The sequence below is a fragment of the Nonomuraea turcica genome, from assembly GCF_030718205.1.
Lineage (GTDB): Bacteria > Actinomycetota > Actinomycetes > Streptosporangiales > Streptosporangiaceae > Nonomuraea.
This window is the reverse complement of record NZ_JAUZQF010000040.1, coordinates 49697-66825: the sequence shown is the minus strand read 5'-3', so window position 1 is coordinate 66825 and position 17129 is coordinate 49697. Positions and strand designations below refer to the sequence as shown.

The following is a 17129-nucleotide window of genomic DNA, read 5'->3' as shown; positions in this document are numbered from 1 at the left end:
GCGTCCCGGCCTCACCGGCTGCTCAACGGGAGCAAGCCGTCATGGGCGGTTCAGGCCCAGGGTGTACGAGCCCGACCCGCTGTAAGCGTGCACCCGATACCGGTAGTACCCGGCGGTGCCGTTGTAGCTGATCGTCTCGTCGGGGTTCGGGCTGTCGCCCCTGGCGACCACGGCCCACGACGAGCCATTCCACTTCTGGAGATACACATCGAAGTCCGTACCGTTCGGACCGTCGAGGCAGGCGGCGTGGGTGCCCGAGACCGTCGCCTGGTAGTAGGAGCCGTTCGGCTGGTAGGCGCTCGCGTTCGAGGTCAGCGACCCGCTGTAGGTCTCCTCGTAGCTCTGGCAGCCGGTCGGCGGCGGGTCGGTGCCGCCGGCGGTGACCAGGGTCAGGCCGCCTGTGGAGAGGATCTCGCCCACGGGCTGGAAGTACGTGGTGCCGCCCACGGTGCAGTTGCCCGAGCCGCCCGAGGTCATGCCCTGGGCCTGGTCGCCCGAGATGAACGAGCCGCCCGAGTCGCCGCCCTCGGCGCACACCGTGGTACGCGTCAGGCCGGTGACGGTGCCCTCCGGGTAGTTGACGGTGGCGTTGAGCGCGGTGACCGTGCCGCAGTGCCACTGCGTGGTGGAGCCGGAGCGGCACACCGAGCCCTGGGGCTGGGTGACGGTCGCGCCGCGTACCGGGAGGGTTCCGGCGCTGTAGCCGTTGACGACGCCGGGGGCCGTCCACTGCGTGTTGGTGGCGACCCATGCGTAGTCGTTGCCGGGGAAGGACGAGATCTGGACGGTGCCCTGGGCCACCCGGTTGTAGCCGGTCGTGGTCACGCCCGTGGCGCCGCAGTGGCCCGCGGTGGTGAAGCCGAGCTGGGTGCCGCGCCTGGCGGCGAAGCCGATCGAGCAGCGGTAACCCTCCGAGGTGTAGTAGGCGTCCCCGCCCCGGATGTCGTAGAACAGGCGCGGGCGCTCGGCCGACTGCTCGATCTTCACGGCCGCGGCGTCCACGCCGCCGGCGGTGATCCACGACTGTGCCGCCGCCGCGTCGCTCGCGTGCACGATGACCGCGTTGTCCTGGGGCGAGATGGCCCAGCTGTGGACGGTGGCGGGCGGCGCGGTCCGGTCCAGGCCGTCCTTGACGGTGGAGAGCTGCGCCAGTGTCCGCGGCACGACGCGGGCCACGGCGCCCGCGCGGCGGATCTCGCCGACGTCGGCCGGGTCGACGGTGGCCACGACGAAGGTGCTCTCGGCGCCCTCGTACCAGGTACCGGCGAAGCGGTCGCCGAGCTTCTTGCGCAGGCCGGGTGCGGCGGAGTTGCCGCGGGCCTCGTTCGCCAGGCGGTTGATCGCCTGCTCTTCGGTGATGCCGAGATCGCGTTCCAGGGCGTCCACTACGCCAGAGGGTGGCTTAACGGCGGAAGAAGCGGTGATGGGTGCGGAGACGGCGGGGGTGGCCGTCACGACTAACGCGCTGATCGCGATCGCGATCAGCGCCGGAGTGCGGAGCATGATGGTCTCCTCGCTGCTGGGGGTGCCGTCACGGTAACGGCGGACCCAGAAGCGGAGGAGTATCACTTTGCCCCTATCACCGTGTTATGGCGCGGTGCCATAATCCGGATTTCGTACCAGCCAGTCGTGGTAGACCGGGCTCCGGCGGACGGCGTCCCTGTGGGCCTCCTTGGCCTGCGCCACCACCCAGGCGGCCTCGGGTGCGGTGGGGTGGCGGCCGAGGAGCTGCCGCCAGCGCAGCGGCGCGCCCGCGAACGGCACCATGACCAGGCCCTGGGCGGCCTGGTGGGTGGCCTGGCAGAGCACCACGGCGCGGCCGACCTGCGCGAGGTGCGTACACGTCGGCACGTCCGTCTCGTAGATCGTGCCGGGCGTGAACCCGGCGCGGGCGCAGGCCATCGCGAAGCAGTCGGCGAAACAGCCGTCGCCGGGCGTCACCGCCCACTGCTCGCGGGCGAGGTCGGACAGCTCCACCTCCTTCTCCCTCGCGGCGGGATGGGCCTCGGCGACCAGGCAGAAGACGGGGTCGAGGCTGATCGTCTCCCACACGAGCGAGCCGGTGGGGGTGCCGGAGTCGCCGCAGGCGCCCGTCAGCACGTAGTCGAGGCGGCCGAGCTCGACCATGCCGGTCAGCTCGTGCGCCGACCAGGACGTGTACGTGCTGACCTGGCGCTCGGCGGCCAGCCGGTCGACCAGGCCGCCGAGTATCGGCCCGTTGGTGGCGCCGATGCGAAAGCCGGGGGAGGGGGCGTGGGCGAATCGTACGGCTTCCTCCTGCAGTTCTTTGGCAGCGGGAAGGAGCACCCGTGCCCTGGCGAGTACGAGTTCGCCGAGGCGGGTGGGCCTGGCGCCGTGGCGGTCGCGTTCGAAGAGGGTGCCACCGAGCACCCTCTCGATGCGCTTGAGCTGGGCGGTCAGGGCCGGTTGTGCCAGCCCGAGTAGGGACGCGGCCTTGCTCACACTTCCCGCGTCCGCGACCGCGCGGACGATCCTGAGGTGCCGGAGCTCGAGGTCCATAACGGGAAGGTAAAGCCCGGACATCTTACAGACAATCCCTATATGTCAGGAAATATGACAGATATTGTCGGAGGAGTCTGGGGTAGAGGGGAACCCATGACGACGATGGGAATAGACCCGGCTCAACTCAGTGACGACGACCTGGTACGCGAGCTGCGCCAGCTGCACACCACCCGCAGCGACACCTTCTTTCACGGCTCCGACGACGCCCTGGCCGTGCACACGTCCCGCACCAATGAGCTTGAGTCCGAATACCTCCGCCGGTACCCGGATCGTGAGGTCGACCCCTTCAGATTGCGGGAGGGAGCGAGGCAGCGCTGATGTCCGAAGGTCACGATGTGCAGGCGTTGTCGGACGTCGACATCCATGTCTACGAGGCCGTGGCGTCCCAGGCGGTCGAGAAGGGCCACGCGGAGCTCGACAGGCTGATCCGGTCGTCGGGGCTGGCCGAGGAAGACCTGCGCAGGAGCCTGGCGCGGCTGGTCGAGTACGGGTACGTGGTGCCGAAGGGGGATGGGTACGGGCTGGGACCGCACACGTTCGAGGTCGAGTACTGATCACATCTCCAGGACGAGCTTGCCGACGAAGTCGCCGCTCTCCATGAGCGCGTGCGCCTTCGCGGCCTCGGCCAGCGGGAACACCCGGTCCACGTGTGCGGCCAGCCGGCCCTCCGCCACCAGGCCGGCGATCGAGGCCAGCGCGGCATGGTCGGGCTCCACGACGAACACCCCGGACCGGAGCCCCGCCGCCTCGTACGCCGCCACGTCCTCGGGCGTCATCCCCGCGCCCCCGATGAACGCGCCGCCGGACCGCAGGACGGGCAGCGATCGGGCCGGATAGTCCTTGCCCACCATGTCGAGCACGACGTCCACTCCCGACACCGCCCGGGCGAAGTCCACGGTGGTGTAGTCGATCACCTCGTCGGCCCCCAGCCCTCGCACGAACGCGTGCTTGGCGGCCCGCGCCGTGCCGATCACGTACGCGCCGCGCAGCTTGGCCAGCTGCACGGCCAGGTGCCCGACCCCTCCTGCCGCGGCGTGGACCAGCACCCGCTGCCCCGCCGTGACCTCCGCGACGTCCTCGAACGCCTGCCAGACGGTCAGCGCCGGCATCGGCAGCGCCGCGGCCTGCACGTGATCGATCCCGGCCGGCTTGCGGGCGAACTGCCGCGGCCTGGCCACCACGTACTCGGCGTAGGCCCCGGCGTAGCGCGGGAAGTTGAGCATGCCGAAGACCTCGTCACCGGGCATGAACCGGCCGACGTACTCGCCGACCTCCTCCACCACGCCCGACACGTCCCACCCGGGGATCAGCGGCAGATCGACGTAATCCGGCGGATACGGCGTCCGCCGCAGCTTCCAGTCCGGCGGGTTGACGCCCGCCGCGCGCACCCGCACGAGCACCTCGTGGGCTTGCGGCACGGGCCGCGCAATCTCGGTGAGTTCCAGCACGTCCGGCTCCCCGAAGGAGCGGTAGGTAATTGCCTGCATGCCTCACATGCTGGTCATCGCAGGTATCCATTGTGAAGAAGGCACTTGTTTGATATTCAGGTACCTAATGGATACTACGTTTCCCGACCTGAGGCAGTACGGCGGCGCCGAGGCGTTCCTCCAGGCGTGCAAGCCCAACACGGTCCTCGAGATCTTCACCAGCAAGTGGACGGGCCTGGTGCTGGGCGCGCTGCTCGACGGCCCCAGGCGCTTCAACATGCTGCGCAGGATGCTCGACGGCATCACCCAGAAGATGCTCTCCCAGACCCTGCGCACGCTGGAGCGCGACGGCCTGGTCAGCCGCACGGTCTACCCGACGATCCCGCCGCGGGTGGACTACGCGCTGACCGACCTCGGCAACAGCGCCATGGGTGTGTTGCGGGCCATCGGCGCGTGGGCGGGAGAGCACGCCGACGAGGTCATTGCCGCGCGGGAGGCGTACGACAAGAAGGCCCAGGAGCCGGTCAGATCCGTCTGACCCGCGCCCACACCACGAACGTGCCGCCGAACACCGCCATGGCCAGCCCGGTCCACAGGTTGACGGCGCTGCCCAGGACACCGGCGATGATGAGGATCACGCCGTAGATCAGGAACAGCCCGCCGATCACCATCCGAATGTCGCTCATCACAGGATCACTCCGTACATCACAGCCGCCAGAACGAGGGCGCCCGTGCCCAGCAGCACGGGCGAGCGGTACCACTTGGCGTCCCCGGCCAGCGCGTCGTCCTCGATGGTGACGTCGCTGAGCCCGTACACGAGCCCGCGCAGCTCCTCCTGCGGCTTCTGGGTGGTGACCAGCGTGACCACGATCGACACCACCACGTCCACGGCGAACGCAAGGCCGGCGCCCCAGAAGCTGGCGTTCAGTTCGGTGCCGAACTCCACGTATCCGGCCTTGTACAAGAAGTACGACACGAAGGCGGCGAGCGTGCCCGCGAGCAGGCCCCAGAAGCCCGCCCACGGCGTCATCCGCCGCCAGAACAGGCCCACGATGAACGTCGCGAACAACGGCGCGTTGAAGAACGAGAAGAGAGCCTGCAGGTAGTTCATGATGTTGGAGTAGCCGGCGGCGATGAACGCCGTCCCGATCCCCATCGCCACGCCGACCACGGTCGCGATCCGGCCCACCCGCACGTAGTAGTCGTCGTGACGGTCCCGCACCAGGTGCGCCTGCCAGATGTCGTTGGTGAACACGGTGTTGAACCCGCTGATGTTGGCCGCCATCCCCGCCATGAACGACGCCAGCAGCCCGGTCACCGCGATCCCCAGCACCCCGTTCGGCAGTAGATCACGCATCAGCAGCGGGATCGCGTTGTTGTACGCCTGCCCCCGGCCCAGGTCGCTGAAGAGCACCAGCGCGATCATGCCGGGCAACACCGTCACCAGCGGGATGAAGATCTTCGGGTACGCCGCGATGATCGGCGTGAGCCGGGCCGCGTTCGTGTTCCTGGCCGACAACGCCCGCTGCACCTCGGCGAAGTTCGTCGTCCAATAGCTGAACGACAACACGAAGCCGAGCCCGAACACGATGCCGATCCAGTGCGCCTGCATCGGGTTCTCGCCCGTGCCCATCCCCGCCCAGGTGTGCAGGCCGCCCTCGCCGAGCGCGCTCTGCCGTACCTTGTCGAACAGGCCGGTGATCCCGCCCACCTTCATCAGCCCGAGCACGGTCAGCGGGATCAGGCCGGCGAGGATCACGAAGAACTGCAGGACCTCGTTGTAGATGGCCGAGGAGAGCCCGCCGAGTGTGATGTACGTCAGCACGATCACCGCCGAGATCACCACGGAGACCGGCAGCGGCCAGCCCAGCAGCGCCTCCAGGACCAGCGCCAGCGCGTACAGGTTCACCCCGGCGATGAGGATCTGCGCGACCGCGAACGTGATCGCGTTCAGCAGCTGCGTGGCCCCGTTGAACCGCCGGCGCAGGAACTCGGGCACGCTGCGAACCTTGGAGCGGTAGTAGAAGGGCATCATCACGATGCCGAGGAACACCATCGCCGGGACCGCGCCGATCCAGTAGTAGTGCACGGTCATGGCGCCGTACTGGGCGCCGTTCGCCGCCATGCCGAGGATCTCGATCGCGCCCAGGTTCGCCGACACGAACGCCAGGCCGGTCACCCACGCCGGCAGACCGCGCCCGGCGAGGAAGAAGTCCAGGCTGGTGGTGATCCGGCTGCGTGCGGCGAAGCCGATCGCGAGCACGGTGGCGAAGTAGATGGCGATGAGAAGGTAGTCGAGGAGGTTCACATCAAGCCGCACCCGCGCCCGCTACCGGGTCAAGCCACGACATCACACAGAAGGCGTAATGTCGTGTCTGTGGACGTCGCCGATCTGAGCCCCGCGCAGGCGCGGGAGCGATTCCGCACCGGCGAGCGGGTGCCCACCGCGGGCTGGTGCCGGGGCTGGACGCAGGCCAACCTGATCGCCGTGCCCGCGCGGTTGCGGTACGACCTGCTGCTGTTCGCCCACCAGAACCCGCAGGCGTGCCCGGTGCTCGACGTGGGCGAGCCGGGCGCCTGGTCCACCGCGTTGTTCGCCGGTGATCTCCGTACCGACCTGCCGGGATACCGGCTCTACCGGGACGGCCGCCCGGTCGCCGACCTCGGCGAGGTGGTGGAGGAGTGGCGTGAGGACCTCGTGCCGTTCCTCATCGGCTGCAGCTTCACCTTCGAGCGGGCGCTGCTCGCGGCCGGGGTGCCGGTGCGGCACCTGGAGCTGGGGACGAACGTCCCGATGTACGTCACCAACGTCCCCTGCACGGCGTCGGGCAGCCTGTCCGGGCCGCTGGTCGTGTCGATGCGGCCGGTGCCGGAGGAGCTGGTCGAGACCGCCGTCGAGGTGAGCGGGCGATACCCGCAGGTGCACGGGGCGCCGGTGCACCTCGGCGACCCCGCCGCGATCGGCGTCCGCGACCTGGCCCGGCCCGACTTCGGCGACCCGGTGGAGGTGCGGGCCGGCGAGGTGCCGCTGTTCTGGGCGTGCGGGGTGACGCCGCAGGCGGCGATCATGGCCAGCGGCGTTGAGTACGCGATCGGGCATCTGCCGGGCCACATGGCGATCCTGGACGTCCGGGACGACGACTACCTGGTGGTCTGAGGCGGGATGCCCGCCGCCGTGAGCTGCTCGCCGACCGGTGGCGCGCCGCACCGGTTGTCGATCTCCAGGTGCGGGACGACCGGCGGCTCGTCCACCCGGATGTTGCGCAGGTAGTCGGCGAACGCCGCCAGCTTGCCCGCGTCCCTGCCGTAGGCCCTGGCGGTAAGGCGCTGGCGCAGGGTCGGGCCGTCGGAGCGCACCCAGAGCAGCCGCACCGGCGGGCCGCCCAGCTCCGTCACCCACTCCGCCCACCTGGCCGCGTCGTGGACCTGGGTGGTGAACGGGCCGTCGAGCAACACGGGGCAGCCGTGCCCGCGAATCTGCCTGGCCAGCCTGGTCAGGCCGGCGTATTCGTGGCGTTTGATGTGCTGGTCGTACCAAGGGCCCTCGCGCTCGCCGTCCGGCCGGTCGTGGGCGCGCAGGACCTCCGCCACGAAGTCGCCGTACACGGTGTCCTTGTCGAGCACGGCGGGCACGGGGGACAGGCGGGTGAGCAGCTCGGCCGCCACCGTGGACTTGCCCGCGCCCGGCGGCCCGCTGATCACCCAGACAGTGCTCATGGGGTCAAGATATGGCGGGCCGCGTCCAGGGGCCCACCACAGGCAGCGGCGCTTGCGCCGCGCCTACGCAGATCTGCGTACGCCGGTGCCTCGGCTGGGCGGACGACGTCCGCGGGCGCGCCGGTCAGACTCGGTGCCCATGCTGACCGTATTGATCAGAGCGTTCCGTGTGCCGGACCTGCGGAAGAAGCTGCTGTTCACGCTCGCGCTCATCGCGCTGTTCCGGCTGGGGCAGATCATGCCGTCGCCGGGAGTGGACGTGGCCGCGGTGCGGGAATGCGTCGGGACGGCGAGTGGGGGGCTCTTCGATCTGGCGCAGATGCTCAGCGGGGGCGCGATGCTGCAGCTGTCGGTGTTCGCGCTCGGCGTGATGCCGTACATCACCGCCAGCATCGTCATGCAGCTGTTCGCGGTCATGGTGCCCCGGCTGGACGCGCTCAGGAAGGAAGGGCAGCGGGGGCAGGCGAAGATCACCCAGTACACGCGGTACCTGACCGTCGCGCTCGCCCTCCTGAACGCCGGCACCGTCGTGGCGCTGGCCCGCGCCGGGCAGCTGCTGCCCGGGTGCGCCCGGCCGCTGCTGCGGGACGACGGCCTGCTGTCTTCGGCCGTGATCGTGCTCACCATGGTGGCCGGGGCCTGCGTGGTCATGTGGCTGGGCGAGCTGATCACCGACCGGGGGATCGGGAACGGCATGTCGCTGCTCATGTTCACGCAGGTCGTGGCGGTCTTCCCGGGCTACATGTCGAAGATCTTCGTGCTGACTCCGGTCGGCGCCGTCGTGATGATGGTGGCCGGGCTGTTCCTGGTGGCGGCCGTGGTGTTCGTGGAGCAGGCGCAGCGGCGGGTGCCGGTGCAGTACGCCAAGCGCATGGTGGGACGGCGCATGTACGGCGGGAGCAGCACGTACATCCCGCTCAAGGTGAATCAGGCGGGCATCGTGCCCGTCATTTTCACCACGTCGCTGCTTTACCTGCCGACGCTCGCGGCACCACTGCTCGGGGACGAGGCGGGCGCGTGGGTGGCGCAGAACCTGACGTCGGGAACGCACCCGCTCTACATGGCCGGCTACGTGCTGCTGATCGTGGCCTTCACCTACTTCTACGTGTCGATCACCTTCAATCCCGACGAGGTGGCCGACAACATGCGGCGCTTCGGCGGATTCGTGCCCGGTATCCGGCCGGGGCGGTCCACGGCCCGGTATCTGGCGTACGTGCTGTCCCGGCTGACCGCGCCGGGGGCGGCGTACCTGGGGGTGCTGGCGTTGTTGCCGCTGGTGGCGTTCGCGATCCTGAAGGATCCCAGCACTCAGCAGAACTTCCCGTTCGGCGGGACCAGCGTGCTGATCATGGTTGGCGTCGGGCTCGACACCGTCAAGCAGATCGAGGCCCAGCTTCAGCAGCGCAACTACGAGGGTTTCCTGAAGTAGGTCAGGGAGGGCCGGTGAGGCCGGCCCGCATGGCGAACACCACGAGCTGCGCCCGGTCCCTGGCGCGCAGCTTCACCATGGCGCGGCTGACGTGGGTCCGCACGGTGTCGGGGCTGATCACCAGCTCCTTGGCGATCTCCTCGTTCGACCTGCCGGTGGCCACCCACGCCACCATCTCCCGCTCCCGGGGCGTGAGCGTCTCGATGCCCTCGACCGGCTCCGTGCCGTGCCGGCCGAACAGGCCGATCACCTTCCTGGTGATCGCCGGGGACAGCAGCGCGTCCCCGGCGGCGACCACGCGGACCGCGTTGGCCAGCTCGTCGGGGGCGCTGTCCTTGAGCACGAAGCCGCTGGCTCCGGCCTGGAGGGCGGCGAAGACGTACTCGTCGACGGCGAACGTGGTCACCACCACGATCCGCGAGCCCCGCAGCTCCGGGTCCGCGGCGATCGCGCGCAGGGTGGCCAGGCCGTCCATGCCGGGCATGCGGATATCGAGCAGGAGCACGTCGGGGCGGGCCCGCCGCATCAGCGCCAGCGCCGCCGCCCCGTCGGCCGCCTCGCCGACGCACTCCATGCCGGGCTCCCGATCCAGCAGCGCCCGCAGCCCCATCCGCACGACCGCCTGATCGTCGGCAATGGCGACCCGAAGGGGCCGGTGGCCGTCGCTGCCGCCGACGGCGGAGCCCGCCCCGTCCGAACCGGTGACCGCCTCACCCATGGGGCCGGCTTCCCTCGTCCCGCCGTCCGCGTTCCTCGACCCCGAGACCCCGCGCTCGACCCGACCGGCGTCCTTCAGTGGCTTCGTTGGCGAGGCCGTGCCTGCCGGCGGTCCGCACCTGTGCTCGGGCGGCCAGGCCCCACCGTCGGTCGGTCGGCTCCTGTGCTCGGGCGGCCAGGCCCCACCGTCCGGCGGCCGGCTCCTGCTCACCCTGGGCTTCGGCAGGCCGGCGGGAGTGTGCGCCGGCGGTCGCCGGGCCGGGCGCCGTCATGCCGAGACCTGCGGGAACCGGGCGACCACCTGGAAGCCGCCGCCCTCACGCGGCCCGGCGGTGAAGTGACCGCCTGCCTCGGCGACCCGGGCGCGCATCCCCGAGAGCCCTCGTCCTTCGGCCGCGCCGGTCCAGCCGACGCCACGGTCGGCCACCTCGAGCACGAACTCGCACGGGTCGTTCGCCACCCGCACCAGCGCCCTGGTCGGGCCCGCGTGGCGCAGCACGTTGGTGAGGGACTCGCGCACCACCCGGTAGACGGTCCCTTGCAGAGACGCGGGCACGGCAGGGCCTGCGGGCTCGACGTCCACCGGCAGGCCCGCGGCCCGCACCCCGTCGATCAGGCTCGTCAGGTCACCTTCAGGCGGGTCGATGCCGTCGAGCGCGGCCCGTAACCCGGCGAGCGCCGTCATGCTGGTCTCCCTGATGGCCTGCAGCGAGGCCCGCGCCTGCTCGGGATCGTCGTCGAGGGTGACGAGCGCAAGCCCGGCCTGCATCGCGATGGCCGCCAGCCCGTGCCCCGCGGCGTCGTGCACCTCACCGGCGATCCTGGCCCGCTCCAAGGCGACGGCATCCGTCTCGACCGGGGCCATGGCATCCGTCTGGACCGGCGACCGGCCGGCGTTGAACGGCGCCGCCCCGCCCAGAGCGGACGGTTGACGAGCGGAGGAGGCCGGCGCCCACGTGTCCAGCGCCCGGCCCACGGCGGTGTCGCCGCGAGCCGGAGGGCGCACCGCCTTCGGAGCAGCGATGGAGAGCCCCGTCACACCCCGCTGCCCGATCGCGGCGGGAGCCGCCCCGGGTGCTGCCGGCGCTGTGGCGCGCAGTTGGGGCGGCTCGGTGTCCGCGGCCGCCGCGACGGCGGCGCGGGCCTGGGCGAGGCCGCTGAACGACCATGGGACGGCCAGCCAGCCCGCCCACGCGAGCATGACCACGACCGGAATGTCGCCCAGGCGGGTCAGGCGTGACAGAGTCGCGAGCGGCCTGCGCAGGCGGCCGCCCCTGGGCGTGTGCTGCGTCTCCATCCCCCCACCCGGCCAAGGCTCGTCGTAGCCCTGATCCTAGCGAGTTTCACACTCTCCGGTTCGATACCGGACCGCCCAGACCCCAAGAGATGATCTTGTTGGGCTTGATCCTGATGAGCTCTCCAGAAAAGCCGTGGAATGGCGGCTCCTGCCCCGTCAGCGCCTCCGCCGTGCCCCGGATCTCGACTCCGCGCACCGTCCACGGATGCACCGAGGCGAGATCGTCCACCACGAACGCCACCGTGCTGCCCGCCTGGATGTTCTTGAACTTCTTGGAGTCGCCCAGGTTGTGCCCGCCGATGTCGATCGTGCCCGCGCCGGCGTCGACGAAGAAGCCGGTGGGGCTGTTCTGGACCTGCCCGTCGGGGGAGATGGTCGCCAAACGGCCGAGCCGCTGCGTGGTCAGGTAGTCCAGCTCTTCTCGCGTGAAGGTCATACGGTCAGCGTGCAACCTCAAGTGCCGTTGAGGTCAAGCCGAGCCCGAGGTCAGCCACCGCAGCGGGTTGTCGCGGGTGAGCAGGTGGATCGTGTCCTCGCCCGTGCCCGCCTCGCGCAGGCGGGGCAGCAGCTCATGGAACACGTGGGCGTACCCGGGCCCGCCGTAGGCGCGTAGGTGCGCGACCCGGCTGAGGCCGGTGCTGATCAGGAGGCGTTCGGCGTGCCCGTCCTCGATGAGGGCGAGGGCGATCCTGGCGGCTTCGTCGGCGCCGAGGCTGACGACGCCCAGGCTCACGTACGCGCCCTCTTCGGCGATCTTGCGTGCGGCCCCCAGGTCGCTGCCCGTGTAGCCGATGGCGATCCGGGAGCCGGGCAGGTTCTGGCCGAGCAGGATCTCCAGCAGGGCCAGGGCGTTCATGCCGTGCGTGGCGACGGGCAGGCGGGACTGGAGCGCGGCGCGGGCGGCGGCGATCAGGCAGCGTTCCTCGCGCGGCGTGGGCTCGGGACCCCAGCAACCGACCTCGCCGATCACGCCGGGGAACACGCCCGTGCCGTCCAGGCCGCTGGAGATCTCGTACATCAGCTGCCTGGTGAGCTCGTCCACGTCCTCGTCGCGCACGTCCGTGAACGGCTCGGCGAACAGGCCCGTCGAGGCGATCACCGGCACCCGGCTGCTCGCCGCGACGCGGGCCAGCGTGGCCGCGTCGCGACCCATGCCCAGGCTGGTCAGATCCACCACCAGGCCCAGGTCGCCGGACTTGCGCAGCTCGCGGAACTCGCCGGCGACGGCCGCCTCCTCGTCGAGCCAGCGGTACGGGTCGGAGTCGACGCCTACTCCCCAGCGCATGTCGGTGCGCAGATGCTCGTGGGGGAGGACGGCGCCGTTGACGGCGTCCGCGCGTACGGGACCGGTGACGGTACGAAGCAAGACCTCGGGCATAGCAGACATTAACCGATATTTGCCGAATAGTGGCAGCTCAGGCCGGTCCGGGGCCGGAAATTTTACGTTACGCGAAGTTTGGTGATTTGCTAGTCATCTGCAAGTTGATGACATGGACGGGGCCGTATCCTAGGGGGCACACCGACTGCCGGGGGGCATTGTGCCGATTCAGAACTCCGACACCGGCGACGCCGACGTCATCAAGGGGGAGGCCGCCGAGGACTCCAGCATGCCCGGACGCCGCCATGGCATCCAGGGCTGGCTCGACGGCATCAGAGCGACCCGTACGGGCGCGCTCACGCTGAAGATCGTGATCGGCGTGATCGGGGCCGTCATGGTGGTGGGCGGTCTCATCATGGTGCCGTTCCCCGGCCCCGGCTGGCTCGTGGTGTTCGCCGGCCTGGCGGTGCTGGCCACCGAGTTCCACTGGGCGCACAAGCTGCTGGAGTTCGGCAAGGCCACGCTGCACGCCTGGACGGAGTGGTACAAGAGGCAGGGCTGGACGGTCCGCATCATCGTGCTCGTCGTCACGCTGGCCGCGGCCGCCGTGATCGTCTACTTCGGTCTGCTCACGCTCGGCTTCGACGTCCTCGAGTTCGCGCAGCGCTACATCTAGAACGGTCCGGTATGGCCGCCCGGAATCGGGCGGATGGCTGCCTATTCTGCGGGCGTGATCGCCACTATCGCCCTCGCGCTGTCCCTGGCCGTATCCGCCGCCCCGGTGGATCTCGCGTTACCAGGCACCGGCGGCATGAAATATCACGAAAACACCGGCGATCCCGTTCGGCTCGCCGCGTACGGCCTCGGCACCAAGCGCACCTACCTGCGCTCCGCCACCGGATCCGCCTTCGCCTGGGAGAAGAGTCTCACCGAGGTGTCCGTCGCGCCCGGCGGCCGGCTGGCGGCAGGCGTGCCGGCCACGTACCGCTCCGGCTACGACGCCCTCGTCGTCACCGACCGCACCACCGGCGCCTCCACCAGGATCCGCACGGTCAAGAAGCCGCTGACCGCCTCCTACGCCTCCTGGTCCCGTGACGGCAAGAAGGTCGCGCTCACCGTCGAGCAGAAGGTGGGCGGCAGGTGGCGGGTGCTCGGCTTCACGGTCGTCGACGTGACGGCGAAGACCGCCCGCACGGTACGGATCGACGGCCTGAGCGCGAGCGCGGGCTTCTGGTGGAGCCCCGACGGCAACCTCTTCTCCCGGCACGGCACGGGCCTGCGCCTCTACCGGCCGTCCGACGGCGCCGTCATGCGCACGCTGGCCGGCGTCGGCCTGCCGACCGGTCCTGAGGACTCGTTCTCGCCGTCCGGGAAACGCCTGACCACCTGGTGCCCGTCGCGCTTCAAGGAGCAGCTCTGCCTGGTCGACCCCATCGCCGGCAAGATCGCCCAGCGGGTCGACGTACGGCCCGAGGCCGTGTTCGGCTGGTGGGACGAGAGCCACGTCATCGCGGTCATGCCGCACCGGGGCGCCTACCGCCTGTCGGTCGTGGACCTGAGCGGAAAGGTGACGCGCGTGCTCGCGAACGTCCCCGCCAAGACATGGGCCGCGGAGTTGTGGGTGTCCTTCACCCGCGGGTCATAGGTAGAGCCCGGTCCCGTGGTCGGTCTCCTGCGTAGCCACGGCGTGCAGGTCGCGCTCCCGCATCACCAGGTAGACCTGCGCGTGCACTTCCACCTCGAACTGCTCCTCCGGGTTGAACAGCACCTTGTCGCCCACCTTGACCGAGCGCACGTTCGTGCCCACGCCGCACACCTCGCCCCAGGCCAGCCGGTTGGCCAGCTTGACCGTCGCCGGAATGACGATGCCGGAGCCGCTGCGCCGCTCCTCCGCCTCCTGCTCCAGCTTGATCATGACCCGGTCGTGCAGCATCTGAATCTCGAACTTGGGCTGTTCCACGGCTCAAGTCTATGAGTCACGGCACCCGCCATCTTCCGGTACGCCCTCGGCGCCTTCGGCCGCCACGCACGACCGCATCGCCGACCTCGCGATCACGGCAGCCTGAGCTCGGCGAACACCGGCCGGTGGTCGGTGCGCCGCAGCGACGGCACCTCGAACGCGCGCACCGCCATCCTGGAGTCGGCCAGCACGTGATCGATCGTCACCCCCGGTGACTGGACCAGCGGGCCGTTCTGCGGCCACGTCGTCACGAAGCCCTTCCCCATGACGTCGGCCGCGTCCCGATAGCCCGCCGCCAGCAGCTCGCGCATCGGCAGGTGGTCGAGCGTGGCGTTGAAGTCGCCCGCCAGCACCCGCAGCACGTCGCCCCCGCGGGGCAGCGCCTCGAGCCCCGCCTGCCAGCACGGCTGGCGCCCGTACCGTTTGGGCGCGCACGGGTGCACCGACACGATCTCGATCCGCTTCCCGCCGGGATGCTTCAGCCAGGCCCTGGCCTGCCCGAACCCGCCCTCCATGATCAGCTTTCCGGCTTCGAGCGGGTGCCGGGCGTACACGGCCGACCCGCCGACGCCCGGCAGGGGGTGCGTGACGGCGTGCGGGAGCACCTTGCGCACCCCCGCCTCGTCCAGCCGCTCCATGGCGGCCGGCGTGAACTCCTGCAAGGCCAGCACGTCCGGTCGCAGCCGGCCGACCAGCTCCATCAGCTCAGCCGTGTCGGCCTGGCCCACCAGCAGGTTGGCCGCCAGCACCCGCAGCACCGGCCCCTTCGCGTCCGGATTGCCGTCGGACAACGCCCGGGGCAGTACGGCCGGCACCAGCCCCAGCACCGCCACGAGCGCGACGGTGCCCGCCGCCCGCCGCCGCAGCGCCCAGGCCAGCAGCCCGCCCGCCACCGCCGCCACGGTCGCGTACGGCGTGTACGCCACCACCGGCACCCACGGCCAGTCCGGCTCGAACCCGCTCAACCGCACCGCCGCCCACAAGGCGAAGGGGACCACCGCAATCCAGCTCACCCATGTCCGCACGCCCTGTATCGCCGCGAGTCCCCTCGTGAGTTCACGCCCCCCAGGCAGCAGGTCAGGCCGTGCGCGGTTACGCGGGCACCGGCACTGCTCGCGGGGCGCCGCCGCGGAGCACCTTGAGCAGCGCGGCCGGGCTCATCAGCGACGGCGGCGGGTCGTAGAGGTTGGTGACCCGCAGGAAGCGCAACACCAGCTCGGGGTCGTGCGCGGCGGCGGCGTGGAAACGCTCCAGGTACGCGTTCACCATGCGCATCCTCGGCGTCGGGTCACCCTCGACGCCGGGCATCTTCAGGTCACCGCCGACCGTGATGTCCCACGGCGCGTCCACGATCTTGGCGATCCGGCGGAAGAACGCCTGCGGCCGCAGCTCCGCCTCGAGCAGGACCTTCGCCTCCAGCGCGGCGACCGTCATGCCCTGGCCGTAGAGCGGGTTGAACGCGCACACCGCGTCCCCGATCACCAGCAGCCCTTCGGGGAAACGGCTCAAGCGCTCGTAGCGGCGCCGGACGCCGGCCGGGTTTCGGTACGAGCGGGGCTCTCCGACGGGCTCGGCGTTCCGCCACTCCGCCGCGCGGGTGCTCTGGCGTGGGGGCGATGATGACGACCAGGTCCCCGTCGAGGTCGCCGGGCCGGCGGCGGAACTCGCGGGTGCCGTACCGCACGTCGATCACCACCCGCTCCTCGCGGGGTGGCTCGTAGCCCAGCTCGCCCAGCCAGAACGGCGTGCGCGAGCCCCGGCCGCCCGCGTCGACCACGAGGTCCGCCGGGATCGGCTCGCCGTCGGCCGGCCGCACCCCCGTGACGCGGCCGTCCTGTGCCAGCAGGCCGGTGGCGATCCGGTCCGCCAGCACCCGCACGCCGGGCAGCGCGCTCACCCGGCGTCGTATCTGGCCTTCCAGCAGCGGACGGCTGGCCAGCAGCCCGGACAGGCCGCTGTCACCGCGGGCGAGCCGGTGCCCGCCGTGGATGTGCCTGGCGTCCCGCTGCAGGTCCCCCCTGATCGCTCCTTGCGCCACGAGCTCGGCCGACAGGCCGGGCAGTAACTCGTCGATGACCTCGCGGCCCTTGGCGAGCAGGCCGTGCGCGTGGCGGCTCTGCGCGACGCCCCTGCGGTGGGCGTCCACCGTGGGCAGCGTGTCGCGGTCGAGCACCGTGACCCGGCCGAACAGCCGGTGCAGGGCGGCCGCGGCCAGCAGCCCCGACATGCTCGCGCCGATGACGACGGCGTGGTCCATTTTCGTCTCCCCCTGTGTCGTGTGACTCGTCCGGGAGAGAGTCGCCTGCGGACCGGATTCCCTCTATGTCCTTTGGCGCGTTCCAGGAGAAAGGCCCGGCCTTGCGGCTGCCGGGCCTTTCTGCTACGGGGAGCGACTCTGCTAGGCGGACTCGACCGGCAGGCCAGCCTCGACCCAGTCCTCGATGCCCTCGACGTACCTGCGGACGTCGGTGTAGCCGAGCGCGCTCAGCCGGGCTGCCACGGCCTTGCTGTTGGAGCAGGAAGGATTGGTGCAGTACGTGACGATGGGGGCGTCCTTGTCGGGCAGCAGCGCGGCCGCACGCCCGGCGACCTCGCTTTCGACCAGGGCGATGGCGCCCGGCAGGTGCTGCTGGGCGTAGTAGTCGCCGCCCAGCGTGTCGACCACCGTCACGGTGCCCAGGGCCGACTTCAGTTCGTCGCGGGTGATGACGTTCATTGTGTCCTCCAAAGAAAATGGACTA

The 17129-nt window shown here is 70.6% G+C and carries 22 protein-coding genes; 7 read left to right on the top strand and 15 right to left on the bottom strand.

From position 1 onward, the window contains the following. Positions 1-39 precede the first annotated feature (39 nt). Both Q9G87_RS55180 and Q9G87_RS55175 read right to left on the bottom strand, forming a co-directional pair. The gene (locus Q9G87_RS55180; protein ID WP_305924715.1) at positions 40-1503 is read right to left on the bottom strand and encodes a S1 family peptidase; all 1464 of its coding nucleotides are present in this window, start codon (positions 1501-1503) and stop codon (positions 40-42) included. 84 nt (positions 1504-1587) lie between these two features. Then, positions 1588-2520, bottom strand: coding sequence for a LysR family transcriptional regulator (locus tag Q9G87_RS55175; RefSeq protein ID WP_305924714.1), 933 nt, complete (start codon positions 2518-2520; stop codon positions 1588-1590). A 96-nt stretch (positions 2521-2616) separates the two neighbouring features. Between Q9G87_RS55175 and Q9G87_RS55170 the strand changes: the two genes are divergently transcribed. Both Q9G87_RS55170 and Q9G87_RS55165 read left to right on the top strand, forming a co-directional pair. Further along, the gene (locus Q9G87_RS55170; protein ID WP_305924713.1) at positions 2617-2841 is read left to right on the top strand and encodes a DUF6158 family protein; all 225 of its coding nucleotides are present in this window, start codon (positions 2617-2619) and stop codon (positions 2839-2841) included. Next, positions 2841-3077: a hypothetical protein gene (locus tag Q9G87_RS55165; protein ID WP_305924712.1), complete on the top strand. Its 237-nt coding sequence runs from the start codon at positions 2841-2843 to the stop codon at positions 3075-3077. The genes Q9G87_RS55170 and Q9G87_RS55165 overlap by 1 nt, the downstream gene beginning before the upstream one ends. Here Q9G87_RS55165 and Q9G87_RS55160 read toward each other — a convergent pair whose 3' ends face one another. After that, the gene (locus Q9G87_RS55160) at positions 3078-4010 is read right to left on the bottom strand and encodes an NADP-dependent oxidoreductase (protein ID WP_305924711.1); all 933 of its coding nucleotides are present in this window, start codon (positions 4008-4010) and stop codon (positions 3078-3080) included. Between the two features lie 67 nt (positions 4011-4077). Between Q9G87_RS55160 and Q9G87_RS55155 the strand changes: the two genes are divergently transcribed. Next, positions 4078-4488, top strand: a complete 411-nt coding sequence (locus Q9G87_RS55155; protein WP_305924710.1) for a winged helix-turn-helix transcriptional regulator — start codon at positions 4078-4080, stop codon at positions 4486-4488. Here Q9G87_RS55155 and Q9G87_RS55150 read toward each other — a convergent pair. Both Q9G87_RS55150 and Q9G87_RS55145 read right to left on the bottom strand, forming a co-directional pair. Continuing rightward, complete coding sequence (locus Q9G87_RS55150; RefSeq protein WP_305924709.1) at positions 4475-4636, bottom strand: hypothetical protein; 162 nt, start codon at positions 4634-4636, stop codon at positions 4475-4477. The two genes, Q9G87_RS55155 and Q9G87_RS55150, sit on opposite strands and share 14 nt — an antisense overlap. Continuing rightward, on the bottom strand, positions 4636-6270 hold the full coding sequence (locus Q9G87_RS55145; RefSeq protein WP_305924708.1) for a sodium:solute symporter family protein: 1635 nt from the start codon (positions 6268-6270) through the stop codon (positions 4636-4638). The genes Q9G87_RS55150 and Q9G87_RS55145 overlap by 1 nt, the downstream gene beginning before the upstream one ends. A gap of 57 nt (positions 6271-6327) precedes the next feature. On the opposite strand from Q9G87_RS55145, the gene Q9G87_RS55140 reads away from it, so the two are divergent. After that, entirely contained in the window at positions 6328-7107 is a 780-nt protein-coding gene (locus tag Q9G87_RS55140) for a putative hydro-lyase (RefSeq protein ID WP_305924726.1), read from the top strand. Here Q9G87_RS55140 and Q9G87_RS55135 read toward each other — a convergent pair. Continuing rightward, positions 7092-7667 (bottom strand): AAA family ATPase, encoded by a 576-nt coding sequence (locus Q9G87_RS55135; protein ID WP_305924707.1) that lies wholly within the window; start codon positions 7665-7667, stop codon positions 7092-7094. The genes Q9G87_RS55140 and Q9G87_RS55135 overlap by 16 nt on opposite strands. A gap of 139 nt (positions 7668-7806) precedes the next feature. On the opposite strand from Q9G87_RS55135, the gene secY reads away from it, so the two are divergent. Then, the gene (gene secY / locus Q9G87_RS55130; RefSeq protein ID WP_305924706.1) at positions 7807-9096 is read left to right on the top strand and encodes a preprotein translocase subunit SecY; all 1290 of its coding nucleotides are present in this window, start codon (positions 7807-7809) and stop codon (positions 9094-9096) included. 1 nt (position 9097) lies between these two features. On the opposite strand, the gene Q9G87_RS55125 is transcribed toward secY, so the two are convergent. From Q9G87_RS55125 to Q9G87_RS55110, 4 genes are all read right to left on the bottom strand, one after another. After that, positions 9098-9814 (bottom strand): response regulator, encoded by a 717-nt coding sequence (locus tag Q9G87_RS55125; RefSeq protein ID WP_305924705.1) that lies wholly within the window; start codon positions 9812-9814, stop codon positions 9098-9100. A gap of 267 nt (positions 9815-10081) precedes the next feature. Beyond that, a complete protein-coding gene (locus tag Q9G87_RS55120; protein WP_305924704.1) occupies positions 10082-11110 on the bottom strand; it encodes a sensor histidine kinase in 1029 nt (342 codons plus the stop codon). Between the two features lie 46 nt (positions 11111-11156). Then, the gene (locus tag Q9G87_RS55115; protein ID WP_305924703.1) at positions 11157-11546 is read right to left on the bottom strand and encodes a PPOX class F420-dependent oxidoreductase; all 390 of its coding nucleotides are present in this window, start codon (positions 11544-11546) and stop codon (positions 11157-11159) included. 33 nt (positions 11547-11579) lie between these two features. Continuing rightward, the gene (locus tag Q9G87_RS55110) at positions 11580-12488 is read right to left on the bottom strand and encodes a phosphotriesterase family protein (RefSeq protein WP_305924702.1); all 909 of its coding nucleotides are present in this window, start codon (positions 12486-12488) and stop codon (positions 11580-11582) included. 160 nt (positions 12489-12648) lie between these two features. On the opposite strand from Q9G87_RS55110, the gene Q9G87_RS55105 reads away from it, so the two are divergent. Beyond that, the gene (locus tag Q9G87_RS55105; protein ID WP_305924701.1) at positions 12649-13104 is read left to right on the top strand and encodes a TIGR02611 family protein; all 456 of its coding nucleotides are present in this window, start codon (positions 12649-12651) and stop codon (positions 13102-13104) included. Between the two features lie 54 nt (positions 13105-13158). Further along, positions 13159-14073 carry a TolB family protein gene (locus tag Q9G87_RS55100; protein WP_305924700.1) on the top strand — a complete coding sequence of 305 codons (915 nt, stop codon included), beginning with the start codon at positions 13159-13161 and terminating at the stop codon, positions 14071-14073. Here Q9G87_RS55100 and Q9G87_RS55095 read toward each other — a convergent pair. The 5 genes from Q9G87_RS55095 to Q9G87_RS55075 form a co-directional block, all read right to left on the bottom strand. After that, positions 14068-14388, bottom strand: a complete 321-nt coding sequence (locus tag Q9G87_RS55095) for a GroES family chaperonin (RefSeq protein WP_138670682.1) — start codon at positions 14386-14388, stop codon at positions 14068-14070. The genes Q9G87_RS55100 and Q9G87_RS55095 overlap by 6 nt on opposite strands. A gap of 92 nt (positions 14389-14480) precedes the next feature. Further along, complete coding sequence (locus tag Q9G87_RS55090; RefSeq protein ID WP_305924699.1) at positions 14481-15401, bottom strand: endonuclease/exonuclease/phosphatase family protein; 921 nt, start codon at positions 15399-15401, stop codon at positions 14481-14483. 79 nt (positions 15402-15480) lie between these two features. Further along, a complete protein-coding gene (locus tag Q9G87_RS55085; RefSeq protein ID WP_305924698.1) occupies positions 15481-15738 on the bottom strand; it encodes a hypothetical protein in 258 nt (85 codons plus the stop codon). Further along, positions 15704-16645, bottom strand: a complete 942-nt coding sequence (locus tag Q9G87_RS55080; RefSeq protein ID WP_305924697.1) for an FAD-dependent oxidoreductase — start codon at positions 16643-16645, stop codon at positions 15704-15706. Before Q9G87_RS55080 ends, Q9G87_RS55085 begins: the two co-directional genes overlap by 35 nt. A gap of 141 nt (positions 16646-16786) precedes the next feature. Beyond that, positions 16787-17104, bottom strand: coding sequence for a rhodanese-like domain-containing protein (locus Q9G87_RS55075; protein WP_305924696.1), 318 nt, complete (start codon positions 17102-17104; stop codon positions 16787-16789). Between the last annotated feature and the right edge of the window lie 25 nt (positions 17105-17129).

What these genes read in the sequence shown, in the direction of transcription:
- secY (WP_305924706.1), top strand. Translation starts at nt 7,807, where the DNA reads ATGCTGACCGTATTGATCAGAGCGTTCCGTGTGCCGGACCTGCGGAAG.
- Q9G87_RS55155 (WP_305924710.1), top strand. Translation starts at nt 4,078, where the DNA reads ATGGATACTACGTTTCCCGACCTGAGGCAGTACGGCGGCGCCGAGGCG.
- Q9G87_RS55180 (WP_305924715.1), bottom strand. Translation starts at nt 1,503, where the DNA reads ATGCTCCGCACTCCGGCGCTGATCGCGATCGCGATCAGCGCGTTAGTC.
- Q9G87_RS55110 (WP_305924702.1), bottom strand. Translation starts at nt 12,488, where the DNA reads ATGCCCGAGGTCTTGCTTCGTACCGTCACCGGTCCCGTACGCGCGGAC.
- Q9G87_RS55165 (WP_305924712.1), top strand. Translation starts at nt 2,841, where the DNA reads ATGTCCGAAGGTCACGATGTGCAGGCGTTGTCGGACGTCGACATCCAT.
- Q9G87_RS55115 (WP_305924703.1), bottom strand. Translation starts at nt 11,546, where the DNA reads ATGACCTTCACGCGAGAAGAGCTGGACTACCTGACCACGCAGCGGCTC.
- Q9G87_RS55125 (WP_305924705.1), bottom strand. Translation starts at nt 9,814, where the DNA reads ATGGGTGAGGCGGTCACCGGTTCGGACGGGGCGGGCTCCGCCGTCGGC.
- Q9G87_RS55075 (WP_305924696.1), bottom strand. Translation starts at nt 17,104, where the DNA reads ATGAACGTCATCACCCGCGACGAACTGAAGTCGGCCCTGGGCACCGTG.
- Q9G87_RS55135 (WP_305924707.1), bottom strand. Translation starts at nt 7,667, where the DNA reads ATGAGCACTGTCTGGGTGATCAGCGGGCCGCCGGGCGCGGGCAAGTCC.
- Q9G87_RS55160 (WP_305924711.1), bottom strand. Translation starts at nt 4,010, where the DNA reads ATGCAGGCAATTACCTACCGCTCCTTCGGGGAGCCGGACGTGCTGGAA.
- Q9G87_RS55150 (WP_305924709.1), bottom strand. Translation starts at nt 4,636, where the DNA reads ATGAGCGACATTCGGATGGTGATCGGCGGGCTGTTCCTGATCTACGGC.
- Q9G87_RS55175 (WP_305924714.1), bottom strand. Translation starts at nt 2,520, where the DNA reads ATGGACCTCGAGCTCCGGCACCTCAGGATCGTCCGCGCGGTCGCGGAC.
- Q9G87_RS55080 (WP_305924697.1), bottom strand. Translation starts at nt 16,645, where the DNA reads ATGGACCACGCCGTCGTCATCGGCGCGAGCATGTCGGGGCTGCTGGCC.
- Q9G87_RS55170 (WP_305924713.1), top strand. Translation starts at nt 2,617, where the DNA reads ATGACGACGATGGGAATAGACCCGGCTCAACTCAGTGACGACGACCTG.
- Q9G87_RS55120 (WP_305924704.1), bottom strand. Translation starts at nt 11,110, where the DNA reads ATGGAGACGCAGCACACGCCCAGGGGCGGCCGCCTGCGCAGGCCGCTC.